The organism is Ruegeria sp. P10 (genome assembly GCF_056534925.1).
In genome coordinates this window covers 269,944-281,733 of record NZ_JBQERJ010000003.1, presented here as the reverse complement: position 1 = coordinate 281,733, position 11,790 = coordinate 269,944, and the positions used below count along the sequence as shown (strand labels likewise).

The following is an 11,790-nucleotide window of genomic DNA, read 5'->3' as shown; positions in this document are numbered from 1 at the left end:
CGGGCGGTGTCATGCGTGCTATTTGAAACGTCACAAACGAATTACAAGAGGTCCAAGATGCATCTGGCCTATGTCACCACCACCGATCGCGGCGCGACGGACCGCCTGCTGAGCGCCGTTGCGGACCGCCTGCTGGCCTCCGGAGCAAAACTGGCCGGTGTCGTGCAAACAAACACGGAATGCGCCGACAGCAGCAAATGCGATATGGACTTGCGCGTGCTTCCCGATGGTGAAACCATCCGCATTTCGCAGTCGCTGGGCACCCAGTCGCGCGGCTGCCGTCTGGACCCGGCAGCGCTGGAACAGGCGGTGGGATATGTGACTGCCTCGCTGGAGGGCGCGCCCCAATTGCTGATCATCAACAAATTCGGCAAGCATGAATCCGATGGGCGTGGATTCCGCCCCGTGATCGGCGAAGCCCTGGCGATGGATATCCCGGTTCTGGTCGGCGTGAACGGTTTGAACGAAGAGAAATTCCAGACTTTCGCGGATGGCGCAGCGCAAGCCCTGCCGGCGGATCTGGATGCAATCGAGGCGTGGTTCAACAAGGTCTCGGAACTGCGCCCGGCGGCAGAATAGAACCTTCCAAACCCTTGGTTAAGAAACAAAAAACGGCGCTGACCAACAATCAGCGCCGTTTTTTTGATGTTGGGTGCAACTAGGTTGTCTTAAGCCTGCGGTACCCGAACAGGCCCAGAACGGCCCCGATCAAAAGCAGCCCGCTTGCGGGCAGGGGGACCGGTGCAACCTGCAGGTTATCCACGTTGAATTCGCCACACCATTGGTCGCACCAAACGGTGTTTGACCCAAGGCCAAAGGGGAATTTGACTGCGTTGGGGACGTTCAGCGTGATCAAAAGTTGATCAATGGCCGTGAACCCACTTGAAAAACTAAAAGTGTTCAAAGCCGAAGGTCCGAACGTCTGCGTCGCAACTGTGGCACCGTTCAGAAGCCCCGAAAATGTCAGGGTTGGAACTGTTGCAGTACCCGCCTTGAGCCACCGGTTGTAGGCCTGCGTTCCAAGTGCGGGTGCAGGGCCGGATCCAGTCTTGAACACACGTGACAACCCCCAAAGATCGACGGACTGCACAGTGAATTTCGTCCCGTTTACGGCCTGCACGACGGTTGACAGCACACCGTTGTCATCATGGAAATTAATCTGATTTCCAAAATTGTAGACCGCACCATAGTCAAAGGTGAAACCTTGGCTGGTTCCCTGATATGTTGTCAGGCCGCTTTGGGGATCATTTGGAAAATTATTATCAAACGTAATCGTCAGCGCATTCGCCGCGCCTGCGACACACACGGCAATAGCCGCCAGTATCAATCTCATAACAAATCCCTCGCAAATACGTGAACAGACTAGCGGGCGGTGCCCTATTTCGCAACTTTTACGAGTCTTTGCAGCCATCATTGCGCATAAGCATGCACATAAGCTCGCGCGGGCAATGCGTTCTAGCCATCTTTGAATTCTACGGGAAAGATGGTGGGCGACCCTGGAATCGAACCAGGCGTGCGTCTCCGCGAGGGAGTTACAGTCCCCTGCCACACCTTGCGGCCTGTCGCCCACTGTCAGGCGTTGCACCTGACGTGGAGGCGTGATTACTAGCGCACCAAAGGAGCGTCAACAGGAAAATTTCGCTTTGGCGCAGGAAACCGAATTCCCGGCCCGGAGGCCTGAAAAATGAAGAAACCCAAATGGGTCGTTGAAAAGGAGCAGGCGCGCAAGGCCGCGGCTGCTGAAACCGTTTGGCTGTTCGGTCTGCATGCAGTTCGCGACGCTTTGATGAACCCCAATCGGCAGAAATTGCGCCTTATCGTAACGCGCAATGCGCGGGACAAACTGGCGGAAGCGATTGAATTCGCTGGTATCGAGCCCGAGATGGCCGATCCGCGCAAGTTTACGGCGCCCATCGATGCAGGCTCGGTACACCAGGGTGCCGCGCTGGAGGTGAAGCCGTTGGATTGGGGCGGACTGGCCGAAAATTGCATCGGTCGGGAAAATCCACGCGTTATCCTTCTGGACCGCGTTACGGACCCGCACAATGTCGGGGCGATTCTGCGCTCGGCCGAAGTTCTGGGTGCCAGTGCCGTCATAGGCACCCGCCACCATTCCGCGCCCGAGACCGGGGCCCTGGCAAAAACCGCCAGCGGCGCGCTGGAGCGTCAACCCTATCTGCGGATGCGCAACTTGGCCGACACAATTGTTGAACTACAGAATATGGGATTTCTGGTCCTTGGGTTGGATGGTGAAGCAGAGGTAACGATCGAAGGCGCGCTGAGCGACGGTCGGGACCGCCCCGTCGCACTTGTTCTGGGGGCGGAAGGCCCGGGATTGCGCCAAAAGACGAAGGAAACCGTGGATCAATTGGTGAAAATTGACGCAGCCGGGGGATTCGGATCGCTGAATGTCTCAAATGCGGCGGCAATCGCCTTATATGCATCCCGGCCCTGACAAAAAAAGGAGAGCGCTATTTCCGGTCCATCCAAAATTGCGACCTGCTGCTATTGCGGGACCCGGGCTGCGCTGGTCCTGAGGGGCAAAGAACGGCACGAGCTGAGCTGTTCCAGTTGTGGCGCACCTTTGCACGATCTGAAGATGCTGCCCAAGCGGAAGGCCGCGCCTGCCAAAACAGTGCGATCTGCGGTTTCTCATGCCCCTCCGCGGAAGGCCAAGCGAAAAAAGAAGAAAAAGAGCATGTTCTCGCGCGTGTTCGATGAAGCCTGGGATGTGATCGAAGACATTTTCGATTGAACGTTTTTGGGTGAAGATCGTTCACATCCACGTCAACAGGGGTTCCGCATGCAGCAAAAAATTGCATCTTGATACCCCAGTGATTTTAGATTCTGACATGGCAATGCTGACCCGACGTTCCACACTTGGCGCGCTGTGCGCTTTTTTTCTGGCGCCTGCCACGTATGCGCAGGAAAGGCCCGTTTACTACGCCACCGAAGGGGTGGCGTTGGCCGGGTATGACGCCGTGTCCTATTTCGACGGTTCTACGCCGATCATGGGCATGCCCGAGAATTCCGTGATGTGGAAAGGGGCGCGGTGGCATTTCACCTCGCAGGAGAACCGCGAGCTGTTCGAAAGCAATCCCCGTGCTTTCGCGCCGCAGTTCGGCGGGTATTGTTCATATGCAATGGCGATGGGCGTTCTGAAGAGCTCGGACCCCAAGGCCTGGAAAGTCGTGGATGGTCGTCTGTACCTGACACACTCGATCGAGATCGAAGAAATCTGGAAGCAGGATCAGGCAGAATACATTGAGTTGGCTGAAGAAAACTGGCCGGCGATCCTCTATCACGAATGAGCGGGAATCAGCTAATCGTGAAGAGTCATCACAAAAATGCGCCGCCCCTCTTTTTTTTAACAAATATATGCCTAAATGTCACAGTGACCGCGGAATGGAACTGCCGCGGGTCATTTCACTGTCCCTCGTTCCAACAACTGGCGCCCAAGGTTTCTTGGGCGCTTTTTTCTTTTTGGAACCCTGCTAAGGATAGGGCATGCCAGACTATTCCGATCAGCACCTGAGAACCATTCTGCAACGCACCAAGTCCGTTGCCGTTGTCGGGGTGTCCATGAACCCGGTGCGGCCCAGCTACTACGTCGCCCGCTACCTGTCGTTGAAAGGGTTCAACGTGATCCCGGTCAATCCGGGCCATGCCGGGAACGACCTGTTTGGCCAGACGGTACGCGGCAGCCTTTCGGAGATATCCGAACCCGTGGACATGGTAGACATCTTCCGACGGTCCGAATCCGTGCCGCCCATTGTGGACGAAGCGTTGGAGGGGTTCCCGTCCCTCGGAACGATCTGGATGCAGATCGGGGTTGAACACCCTGAAGCGGCAGCCAAGGCCGAGGCCCGCGGTGTGGACGTCGTGATGAACCGCTGTCCGAAGATCGAGTATCAGCGCCTGTTTGGCGAGCTGCGCATGGGTGGGTTTTCCACCGGGATCATCTCGTCCAAGCTTTAGGGCGTTGCTGGCTGATAGGGTTTCAGGCGGGCAACCTGTTCCTGTCGTCGTTTTTCCAGCACCACGTCCCGAGGGACCCAATCATATCGGGTATCCTCGACCAGAGGTGACCAGAACAAAACCCCGCCATAGCGCCACGGATCCAGCACGACGCCCTCATACAGCGATTCACCCTTGCGACTGATAATCGCGGTGCTGTGGTCGATCCTCAACGGATTGTCGGCGTTGGCGATGGCGCGGTGCAATTCCAGCGTCTGGAAGTTTTCCTGTTTCAGACGACGCTCGATATCCTCGGCCCAATGCCAGCACAGACCACGCGGGCGCAATCCCTTGTTGACCTTCGCATTGTGGATCAGCGGCGGGTCGGTGATCTGGTATTCGTCCACCAGCTGCGCGGTATAGGAATAGGCGACTTGCGCCGCCCGGCGGGCTTCTTCCGGATCGATATCCGGGCCAAGACGCTGAATCTCGGCTGTCAGGCGTTGCACCTCATCCCCGGTCGAAGGGGGAGGCGCCGCACATGCCGCAACGATGGCAAGCGTTGCCAAAAGCATCAAAATTCGGATCATGTCGCGCCCTCGGCCTGTCATTCTGACGCCCGAGTATAGCGGGCGTTGCGGCGGCGCGGAACCCGGCCGTTACCCTTTGGGGCGGGCGGCTTTTTCGGCAATGCCGCTGATGCCCTGACGGCGCGCAAGTTCGGCCAGAACATCCTCCAGCGCCACGTCCCGGGCGGCCAGCATGACCAGCAGGTGATACAGCACGTCTGCGGCTTCGGCGGTCAGCTTGGCCTGATCGCCCTTTGTGGCTTCGATGATGGCTTCGATGGCTTCTTCACCAAATTTCTCGGCGCATTTCTCGGGACCCTTTGCAAGCAGCTTGGCTGTCCAGCTTGAATCGGGATCAGCCCCTTTACGCGCCTTAATCGTGGCAGCAAGGTCGTGCAGAATGCTCATGTCAGCCTCATCGGAATGCCTGCGGCGGCCATATGCTCTTTGGCTTCGCGGATCGTGTATTCTCCGAAATGGAAGATCGAGGCTGCAAGCACCGCACTTGCGCCACCTTGGGTGACGCCTTCGACCAGATGGTCCAGTTTACCGACACCGCCGCTTGCGATCACGGGCACATCCACGGAATCGGAAATCGCGCGGGTCAGGGGCAGGTTGAAGCCAGCCTTGGTGCCGTCGCGGTCCATCGAGGTCAGCAGAATTTCCCCGGCGCCTTTGGCGACAACAGTTTTTGCGAACTCGACCGCATCAATGCCCGTTGGCTTGCGGCCGCCATGCGTGAAAATCTCCCACTTTCCGGGGCTGACCGTCTTGGCGTCGATGGCGCAGACGATGCACTGGCTGCCGAATTGATCTGCTGATTCCGCGATCACGTCGGGATTGGCGACGGCTGCCGAGTTGAAGCTGACCTTGTCTGCCCCCGCCAGCAACAGGGCGCGGACATCATCTTTGGTGCGAACTCCGCCGCCGACTGTCAGAGGTACAAAGCACTGCTCGGCGGTGCGCTGTACCACATCGAACATGGTGCCGCGGTTTTCGTGGGTTGCGTGGATATCAAGAAAACAGATTTCGTCCGCGCCTGCGGCGTCATACGCCTTGGCCGATTCCACGGGATCGCCCGCATCGCGCAGACCGACGAAATTCACGCCTTTGACCACGCGGCCATCGGCAACATCAAGGCAGGGAATGATCCGGGTCTTCAGCATCTGATCGTCCTTCGTTGCCGGACCTTTACCGACAAAGCGCCGCCGATGCCACAGACGTTTTGCCGCCCATGGCCCTGGTAGCACGGGCCATGGGCGGAGCGGGGGGCTTAGTGATCCCGGTTCTTCAGCAGTTTCAGTGCCGAAAGCAGGTTTGCCTTACCATCGGTCCATGGCAGCGCTCCGTCGGTTTCGACGATTTGCCAGTTTCCATCCTGCGCAAAACTCTCAATTCGGGATTTGTCGGGGCTCAGGATCACAACGCTGCTGGTGGCGGCTCCGGTTTCAACCTGCTCTTTACCCACGGCCAGCTGCTGATGCGCAGCGGTCAGGTTCAGGCTGTCGGCAATTCGGGCCAAAGGCTGGACCAGATCGTAGAACCGGTTTGTGATGTGGAACACCAAAACCCCATCATCGGCCAGGCGGCTGGTGTACATCTCTACCGCCTCGCGTGTGATCAGGTGAAGCGGAATCGCGTCCGAGCTGTACGCATCCAAAACCAGGATATCGAAGGCAAAAGGCTTTTGCTTCAGAACGATCCGGGCGTCACTCAGATGGGTCTCGGAATCGGGCGTGCATTCCGACAGATAGGTGAACAGCGAAGGGTCGCGTGCGATCTGGTCAACGGTCGCGTCGATCTCGAAGAAGTCCCAGTTTTGAGCAGGCTGCCGATAGCAGGCCAGTGCACCTGTTCCAAGACCGACAATTCCGATGCTGTTGGATTGCTTGCCGAAGTCCGACGTGATGACCTGCGCCATCGGTCCTTCGGGGTGATAATAGGACAGCGGTGTGGGTCGAGTGCCATATTCGGATTCGCGTTGCCAGCCATGCACCGTGGTGCCGTTCTTGTAAAGACGGTAGCCCTTGCTTGAATACACGGAATGCACGCCGAAAAAGCTGCGATCTTCGAACACCGGATTGTTCTTTACCGCAAATGCGGGAAGCAGAACGACGGTAAGAACCACAGGGATACGCATGGCCTGCGCCCGGAACAGGTACAGCACTGCGAATATCAGCACGAACAGCGCGCCTGCTCGCGGGATAACCGCGCTCAGCGCCGCGACGCCGCGTGTCGCACCTGCGATGACGAGGATGAAAACACTTGCCGCGATGCCCATGATGACATGGCGAAGGGCAAATCCCGGGGCGCGGACAAGAAACAAGCCTCCGGCCAGAATCATGGTGATTGGCGCCTCCAACTCACGTGTGAAGGCAATTGGCGCAACGATCGAGTTGAACAGCCCGCCAATTGCTCCGCCCATGGAAAGGGCGATGTAGAACACGGTCAATTGCTCGGCGGATGGGCGCATGTCGTACAGCAGGCGGTGCGCAAAAAGGGCGATGATGAACAACACCGGGACATAGAGCAGAATAACCACCGGCGCGTCATGCTCGCTGACCACCTTGGACACCAGTAAGACACCCGCCGCCAGCGCCGCCAGCATGGGCAGGTTCAAGGCGTCAAGCGTCAGGTGTTTCCATTTGGCAAACGCGATGATGAAGGACAGGATATAGACCGCCAGCGGAACAACCCAGATCAACGGGAGAGCACCCAGATCCGTGCTAACCCGCGTTGTGAAGGACAGCATCAAGGAAGAGGGGATGAAGGCGACGAACACCCAGACAGCGATCTGCCGCAGGGTCGGGAAACTGGCCTTGAGCGCCGTTTGAACCGACGGCTTCGTGTGCCGTGATCCCCGCAAGGCGATCATGCCACTGCCAAGCAAAAGCGCGCCGAGCAGCACGAAGCCGACCAGCCAGGCACGGCTGATCTCGGCTGCGCCAAAAAAAGGATCCGCAACCAGGGGGAAGGCCAACAACGCCAGCAAGGATCCGACATTGCTGGCGCTGTAGAGGAAATACGGATCATCCGCCGAAGGCCCGCCCGACCTGGCGTACCAGGCCTGCAACAGGGGCGCATTTGCCGACAATACCGCAAAAGGTACACCCACACCTACGGCGAACAGGCCAAGCGTTTGCAGCGCGGTCGAGGTCGAGGCGTCATAGCTCCAGCTTTCGCTGGTGGACAGCAGTAGGAAAGTCAGCGCCGCCACCCAAAAGGCAAAATGGGCGATGATCTGCCAGCGCAAGGGCAGAAACTTGGTCAACAGGTGCGCGTAAACATACCCGAATATCAGCACCACTTGGAAAACAGCATAGCCGTCGTCCAGACCGCCGGGGCGCCGCCGATTTTTGGAAGAACCAGTTTGGCAAAAAGCGGCTGGACAAAGAACAGAAGACTGGCGCTCGTGAAAATCGCCGCACAGAAGATCGCAATGGTTGCCGATCCGAATCTGGACGTTTTGGGAACGTCTAGGTTGGAAACACTCACGTTTGCCACCCGGGTTGTTGTGTTTGACGAAGGAGTGAAGCGGGGATTCCGCCCGAATTATGGCTCAACCCAGTGAAATGTTTGGCTTCTGGTCGGATTGTTCTTCAAAGCCAGGATAAAATGGGCGTCATCAATTCTGGCAAAGCTTTGCTGATGCCAGACTTGTGATTGTCAGATTTCCAAAACCTGTGAGAATTGGAGTGAATATTACAGAAGGAATACCGACATGCGTAGCTTGATACTTGCTTCAATTTTTTCGCTCGGAGGGGCTTTGGCCGCCATGGCTGACGACATCATCAAAGTTCAAACGAACAAATCCGTAGCCGAGGCGCTGGATGCGCTGGAAGCAGCGGTTGGCAACGCAGGGGCCACTGTCTTCGCCCGTATCGACCACGCGGCCGGGGCGGAAAAGGTCGGTACGCCCATTCCGGCCAATCAAGTGCTGATTTTCGGCAATCCTGCGCTGGGCACGCCGGCCATGCAGATCGATCCGCGTGCAGGATTGTTCCTGCCGCTCAAGGTGCAGGCGTATGAGGATGGGAACGGTCAGGTCTGGTTGGCCTATGAAGACCCCAAGGAAACGATGGACGAGCTGGATGACGTCGAAAAGTCACCTGTAGTCGAGAAGATGCGCGGTGCGCTCGCCAAGTTGACCGCTGCGGCCGCGGGTTAGACCTTTTGGGTCATGTGCTTGCGCTTTTCACACGCGCAAGCGCGTTTCGCGCGATCAGGATGTGAAATGGCAGGATCGCAGCCAAGTACAGGCGCCCGCCAAGGTTATGGCGTCGGACCCATGTGGCCAGCGAGAAGCGGCCGTTTTCCGACAGGACGGACACCCGGAAATCCAGGTGGCGATCGTTGAAACCTGCGATCACCTCGGTCCTGCCATCATGTTCGACCGGGAAGATCCCCAGCTTGTCGTCAGCATCCGGGCCGGTCGTGCTGAGGCCAAAGGGTGTCACCAACAGGCCGCGCAGCCGAACCAATGCCAGCACCCATCCGGGGAACGCGGTGATGATTTCCGCGGCCCGGCGCGGCGGAAGATTGGATTCAACACTGAAGCAGTCCAGAAAGTCGCCGGTTTTGAACCGTTCGTTCAGCAGGCTGTGCGCGGACAGTTCGGAACGCTTTACCGGCGAATGAAACATAAAGCTATCCTCTGAGCGTGGTCAGAGCCTCTTTCAGATCAATCGCTCCATCATAAAGCGCGCGGCCGGAAATGGCACCGTTCAAAGCTGCGCCACAATCGCGCAGGGCGATCAGATCGGCGATCGAGGACACGCCGCCAGATGCGATGACCGGAATATCGACCGATTTGGCAAGCTCTGCGGTGGCCTCGACATTGGGGCCCTGCATCGCGCCGTCCCGGTTGATGTCGGTGTATATGATCGCAGCGACGCCCGCGTCTTCGAAGCTGCGGGCCAGATCGGTTACCTGAACGTCGGTTTCTTCGGCCCAACCCTTGGTGGCAACCAGACCGTTGCGCGCGTCGATGCCCACGGCGACCTTGCCGGGAAAGGCTTTGGCCGCTTCGCGCACCAGATCGGGGTTCTCGACCGCGACCGTGCCCAGAATCACGCGGGCCAGGCCTTTGTCGATCCAGGTCTCGATGGTGGCCATGTCGCGGATGCCGCCTCCCAATTGCGCGGGCACGTCGCAGGCTTTCAGAATCGCTTCGACCGGGGCGGCGTTGACTGGCTCACCAGCAAAAGCGCCGTTCAGATCGACCAGGTGCAGCCACTCGCACCCGGCCTCGACAAAGGCGCGGGCCTGCGCGGCGGGGTCTTCGTTGAACACGGTGGCCTTGTCCATTTCACCACGCAGCAGGCGCACGGCATTGCCGTCTTTGAGGTCGATGGCGGGGTAGAGGATCATGTCGGGCGGCCCTATATCTGTGTTGCACGCGCGGGATATCGCACAGGCGGGGCAGGGGATGCAACGCGACGCTGGGTCATTCTTGCCCGCAGCTGGTTGCCGGGTCAGACTGCCATCAAAACAGGGAGACAATCATGAAGAAATTTACGTTTGCAGCGGGTTTGATGTTTCTTGCGACCAGCGCGATGGCTGCGGATCCCGTCGACGGTCTGTGGAAGACTGCACCCGGTGATACCGGCGGCTATCTGCATGTGACGATTTCCGGATGCGGCAGTGCGATCTGCGGAACCATCGACAGCGCCTTTGATGCGGATGGCAACGAGCAGCTGGAATATGAAAACCTGGGCAAACAGATCATTTGGGACATGGTGCCCGATGGCGGCGGAAGCTATGATAGCGGCAAGATCTGGGCACCGGACCGGAACAAAACCTACAATTCAAAAATGTCACTGGACGGCCAGAACAAACTGACCGTCAAGGGATGTGTGGCGGGCGGTCTGATCTGCCGCGGTCAAATCTGGACGCGTGTTCAGTAAGCCTCAGGGTTTCCAGGTCAGGAAGTTGCCCAGCATGCGCAGGCCAACGTCCTGGCTTTTCTCGGGGTGAAACTGCATTCCAACCATCGTGTCGCGGCCAATGACGGCCGTGACCTCCTGCCCGTAGTCCACATAAGCCAATCTCTGTGCCGGGTCGGACACCCGGAAGTGGTACGAGTGGACGAAATAGGTGTGATCGCCGGATTTCACCCCGTTGAACACCGGGTGATCGCTGTCCAGAACAAGATCGTTCCAGCCCATATGCGGAACTTTCAGCGATGTGTCTGACGGCTCGATCCTGACGACATCGCCGGCAATCCAGTCCAGACCATCCGTTTCGCTGTATTCATGGCCTTTGGTTGCCATCAACTGCATCCCCACACAGATGCCCAGAAACGGGCGGCCTTTCTGTTCGACCGCCTCGACCATCGCGTCATAGATGCCCTTGTGCCCACGCAATTCGGCAGCGCATGCCGGAAACGCCCCGTCGCCCGGCAGAACCAAGCGATCCGCGCGTGCCACAACATCCGCGTCCGAGGTGACGACAACCTCACCGGCGCCGACCTCTTGCGCCATGCGCTGAAACGCTTTTTCCGCCGAGTGCAGGTTGCCGCTTTCGTAGTCGATAATGGCGGTCAGCATTTACAACGCGCCTTTGGTCGACGGAATCGCATCTGCCTTGCGCGGATCGGTTTCAACGGCGTCGCGCAGCGCGCGTGCGACGGCCTTGAATGCGGCCTCGGCGATGTGGTGGCTGTTGAAGCCGTGCAACTGGTCGATATGCAGCGTGATGCCGCCATGGGTGCTGAGCGCCTGAAAGAACTCGCGCACAAGTTCTGTGTCGAATGCACCGATTTTCTGCGTCGGCAGGTCCACATTCCAGATCAAATAGGGGCGGCCGGACAGGTCCAGCGCACAGCGCACCTGAGCATCATCCATCGGTAGGTGGCATTCTCCGTACCGCCGGATACCCTTTTTGTCGCCCAGGGCCTGCGTCAAAGCCTGCCCCAGCGCGATGCCGGTATCTTCGACCGTGTGGTGATCATCAATGTGGTAATCGCCCTTGGCGCGGATCGTCATGTCGATCAGCGAATGGCGCGCCAGTTGATCCAGCATGTGATCAAGAAATCCAACTCCGGTCTGGTTGTCATACATGCCGGTGCCATCCAGATTGATCTCGACCGAAATTTCGGTTTCGGCAGTCTGGCGGCTGATCTTTGCGCTGCGCATGGGCGAATTCCTTTTGCTACAGGCGCGCTTATAGACGGGGAAGGTCGGGGGTTTCCAGACCGCGCGTTGCGATCGCTGCAAACTGTTGCAGGGGATTGCACCCGGCTTAGCCCCGTGTCAGCTTGCGA

The 11,790-nt window shown here is 58.3% G+C and carries 17 protein-coding genes and 1 tRNA gene; 8 read left to right on the top strand and 10 right to left on the bottom strand.

Annotation, left to right across the window (positions count from 1 at the left end):
- Nucleotides 1–57: 57 nt before the first annotated feature.
- Nucleotides 58–579 (top strand): DUF2478 domain-containing protein, encoded by a 522-nt coding sequence (locus ACR0FB_RS07270; RefSeq protein ID WP_171630940.1) that lies wholly within the window; start codon nucleotides 58–60, stop codon nucleotides 577–579.
- A 79-nt stretch (nucleotides 580–658) separates the two neighbouring features.
- On the opposite strand, the gene ACR0FB_RS07265 is transcribed toward ACR0FB_RS07270, so the two are convergent.
- Both ACR0FB_RS07265 and ACR0FB_RS07260 read right to left on the bottom strand, forming a co-directional pair.
- On the bottom strand, nucleotides 659–1,333 hold the full coding sequence (locus ACR0FB_RS07265; protein WP_480619901.1) for a hypothetical protein: 675 nt from the start codon (nucleotides 1,331–1,333) through the stop codon (nucleotides 659–661).
- Nucleotides 1,334–1,484: 151 nt separating this feature from the next.
- A tRNA-Tyr gene (locus tag ACR0FB_RS07260) sits at nucleotides 1,485–1,568 on the bottom strand.
- Between the two features lie 116 nt (nucleotides 1,569–1,684).
- On the opposite strand from ACR0FB_RS07260, the gene rlmB reads away from it, so the two are divergent.
- The 4 genes from rlmB to ACR0FB_RS07240 all read left to right on the top strand — a co-directional run bounded on the left by rlmB (nucleotide 1,685) and on the right by ACR0FB_RS07240 (nucleotide 3,978).
- Nucleotides 1,685–2,455, top strand: coding sequence for a 23S rRNA (guanosine(2251)-2'-O)-methyltransferase RlmB (gene rlmB / locus ACR0FB_RS07255; RefSeq protein ID WP_171722899.1), 771 nt, complete (start codon nucleotides 1,685–1,687; stop codon nucleotides 2,453–2,455).
- An 18-nt stretch (nucleotides 2,456–2,473) separates the two neighbouring features.
- Nucleotides 2,474–2,755, top strand: a complete 282-nt coding sequence (locus tag ACR0FB_RS07250) for a hypothetical protein (protein ID WP_371732231.1) — start codon at nucleotides 2,474–2,476, stop codon at nucleotides 2,753–2,755.
- Between the two features lie 97 nt (nucleotides 2,756–2,852).
- Nucleotides 2,853–3,311 carry a YHS domain-containing (seleno)protein gene (locus tag ACR0FB_RS07245; RefSeq protein ID WP_171630946.1) on the top strand — a complete coding sequence of 153 codons (459 nt, stop codon included), beginning with the start codon at nucleotides 2,853–2,855 and terminating at the stop codon, nucleotides 3,309–3,311.
- Nucleotides 3,312–3,507: 196 nt separating this feature from the next.
- On the top strand, nucleotides 3,508–3,978 hold the full coding sequence (locus tag ACR0FB_RS07240) for a CoA-binding protein (RefSeq protein ID WP_171630948.1): 471 nt from the start codon (nucleotides 3,508–3,510) through the stop codon (nucleotides 3,976–3,978).
- Here the strand turns inward: ACR0FB_RS07240 and ACR0FB_RS07235 are convergent.
- The 4 genes from ACR0FB_RS07235 to ACR0FB_RS07220 all read right to left on the bottom strand — a co-directional run bounded on the left by ACR0FB_RS07235 (nucleotide 3,975) and on the right by ACR0FB_RS07220 (nucleotide 7,797).
- The gene (locus ACR0FB_RS07235) at nucleotides 3,975–4,547 is read right to left on the bottom strand and encodes a hypothetical protein (RefSeq protein ID WP_480619899.1); all 573 of its coding nucleotides are present in this window, start codon (nucleotides 4,545–4,547) and stop codon (nucleotides 3,975–3,977) included. The genes ACR0FB_RS07240 and ACR0FB_RS07235 overlap by 4 nt on opposite strands.
- A gap of 69 nt (nucleotides 4,548–4,616) precedes the next feature.
- Entirely contained in the window at nucleotides 4,617–4,934 is a 318-nt protein-coding gene (locus ACR0FB_RS07230) for a phosphoribosyl-ATP diphosphatase (RefSeq protein ID WP_171630951.1), read from the bottom strand.
- A complete protein-coding gene (gene hisF / locus ACR0FB_RS07225) occupies nucleotides 4,931–5,692 on the bottom strand; it encodes an imidazole glycerol phosphate synthase subunit HisF (protein ID WP_171630953.1) in 762 nt (253 codons plus the stop codon). Before hisF ends, ACR0FB_RS07230 begins: the two co-directional genes overlap by 4 nt.
- 107 nt (nucleotides 5,693–5,799) lie before the next feature.
- On the bottom strand, nucleotides 5,800–7,797 hold the full coding sequence (locus ACR0FB_RS07220; protein WP_480619897.1) for a fused MFS/spermidine synthase: 1,998 nt from the start codon (nucleotides 7,795–7,797) through the stop codon (nucleotides 5,800–5,802).
- Between ACR0FB_RS07220 and ACR0FB_RS07215 the strand changes: the two genes are divergently transcribed.
- Both ACR0FB_RS07215 and ACR0FB_RS07210 read left to right on the top strand, forming a co-directional pair.
- A complete protein-coding gene (locus ACR0FB_RS07215) occupies nucleotides 7,756–8,097 on the top strand; it encodes a hypothetical protein (RefSeq protein ID WP_480619895.1) in 342 nt (113 codons plus the stop codon). The genes ACR0FB_RS07220 and ACR0FB_RS07215 overlap by 42 nt on opposite strands.
- Before the next feature lie 204 nt (nucleotides 8,098–8,301).
- Nucleotides 8,302–8,694, top strand: coding sequence for a DUF302 domain-containing protein (locus ACR0FB_RS07210; protein ID WP_171633762.1), 393 nt, complete (start codon nucleotides 8,302–8,304; stop codon nucleotides 8,692–8,694).
- Between the two features lie 10 nt (nucleotides 8,695–8,704).
- Here ACR0FB_RS07210 and ACR0FB_RS07205 read toward each other — a convergent pair whose 3' ends face one another.
- Both ACR0FB_RS07205 and hisA read right to left on the bottom strand, forming a co-directional pair.
- Nucleotides 8,705–9,169, bottom strand: coding sequence for a DUF2867 domain-containing protein (locus ACR0FB_RS07205; RefSeq protein ID WP_480619893.1), 465 nt, complete (start codon nucleotides 9,167–9,169; stop codon nucleotides 8,705–8,707).
- 4 nt (nucleotides 9,170–9,173) lie between these two features.
- Complete coding sequence (hisA, locus tag ACR0FB_RS07200) at nucleotides 9,174–9,896, bottom strand: 1-(5-phosphoribosyl)-5-[(5-phosphoribosylamino)methylideneamino]imidazole-4-carboxamide isomerase (protein ID WP_152458684.1); 723 nt, start codon at nucleotides 9,894–9,896, stop codon at nucleotides 9,174–9,176.
- Nucleotides 9,897–10,030: 134 nt separating this feature from the next.
- On the opposite strand from hisA, the gene ACR0FB_RS07195 reads away from it, so the two are divergent.
- Entirely contained in the window at nucleotides 10,031–10,432 is a 402-nt protein-coding gene (locus ACR0FB_RS07195) for a DUF2147 domain-containing protein (RefSeq protein ID WP_480619891.1), read from the top strand.
- A 3-nt stretch (nucleotides 10,433–10,435) separates the two neighbouring features.
- On the opposite strand, the gene hisH is transcribed toward ACR0FB_RS07195, so the two are convergent.
- Both hisH and hisB read right to left on the bottom strand, forming a co-directional pair.
- Complete coding sequence (hisH, locus tag ACR0FB_RS07190; RefSeq protein ID WP_170343693.1) at nucleotides 10,436–11,074, bottom strand: imidazole glycerol phosphate synthase subunit HisH; 639 nt, start codon at nucleotides 11,072–11,074, stop codon at nucleotides 10,436–10,438.
- The gene (gene hisB, locus ACR0FB_RS07185) at nucleotides 11,075–11,662 is read right to left on the bottom strand and encodes an imidazoleglycerol-phosphate dehydratase HisB (RefSeq protein WP_480619890.1); all 588 of its coding nucleotides are present in this window, start codon (nucleotides 11,660–11,662) and stop codon (nucleotides 11,075–11,077) included.
- Between the last annotated feature and the right edge of the window lie 128 nt (nucleotides 11,663–11,790).

Bases quoted from the DNA above. Each gene is read 5' to 3' on its own strand.
- ACR0FB_RS07230 (WP_171630951.1), bottom strand. From the start codon at position 4,934: ATGAGCATTCTGCACGACCTTGCTGCCACGATTAAGGCGCGTAAAGGG.
- ACR0FB_RS07210 (WP_171633762.1), top strand. From the start codon at position 8,302: ATGGCTGACGACATCATCAAAGTTCAAACGAACAAATCCGTAGCCGAG.
- hisA (WP_152458684.1), bottom strand. From the start codon at position 9,896: ATGATCCTCTACCCCGCCATCGACCTCAAAGACGGCAATGCCGTGCGC.
- ACR0FB_RS07195 (WP_480619891.1), top strand. From the start codon at position 10,031: ATGAAGAAATTTACGTTTGCAGCGGGTTTGATGTTTCTTGCGACCAGC.
- ACR0FB_RS07235 (WP_480619899.1), bottom strand. From the start codon at position 4,547: ATGATCCGAATTTTGATGCTTTTGGCAACGCTTGCCATCGTTGCGGCA.
- ACR0FB_RS07245 (WP_171630946.1), top strand. From the start codon at position 2,853: ATGGCAATGCTGACCCGACGTTCCACACTTGGCGCGCTGTGCGCTTTT.
- hisF (WP_171630953.1), bottom strand. From the start codon at position 5,692: ATGCTGAAGACCCGGATCATTCCCTGCCTTGATGTTGCCGATGGCCGC.
- rlmB (WP_171722899.1), top strand. From the start codon at position 1,685: ATGAAGAAACCCAAATGGGTCGTTGAAAAGGAGCAGGCGCGCAAGGCC.
- ACR0FB_RS07240 (WP_171630948.1), top strand. From the start codon at position 3,508: ATGCCAGACTATTCCGATCAGCACCTGAGAACCATTCTGCAACGCACC.
- ACR0FB_RS07265 (WP_480619901.1), bottom strand. From the start codon at position 1,333: ATGAGATTGATACTGGCGGCTATTGCCGTGTGTGTCGCAGGCGCGGCG.
- hisB (WP_480619890.1), bottom strand. From the start codon at position 11,662: ATGCGCAGCGCAAAGATCAGCCGCCAGACTGCCGAAACCGAAATTTCG.
- ACR0FB_RS07215 (WP_480619895.1), top strand. From the start codon at position 7,756: ATGGGCGATGATCTGCCAGCGCAAGGGCAGAAACTTGGTCAACAGGTG.
- hisH (WP_170343693.1), bottom strand. From the start codon at position 11,074: ATGCTGACCGCCATTATCGACTACGAAAGCGGCAACCTGCACTCGGCG.
- ACR0FB_RS07205 (WP_480619893.1), bottom strand. From the start codon at position 9,169: ATGTTTCATTCGCCGGTAAAGCGTTCCGAACTGTCCGCGCACAGCCTG.
- ACR0FB_RS07270 (WP_171630940.1), top strand. From the start codon at position 58: ATGCATCTGGCCTATGTCACCACCACCGATCGCGGCGCGACGGACCGC.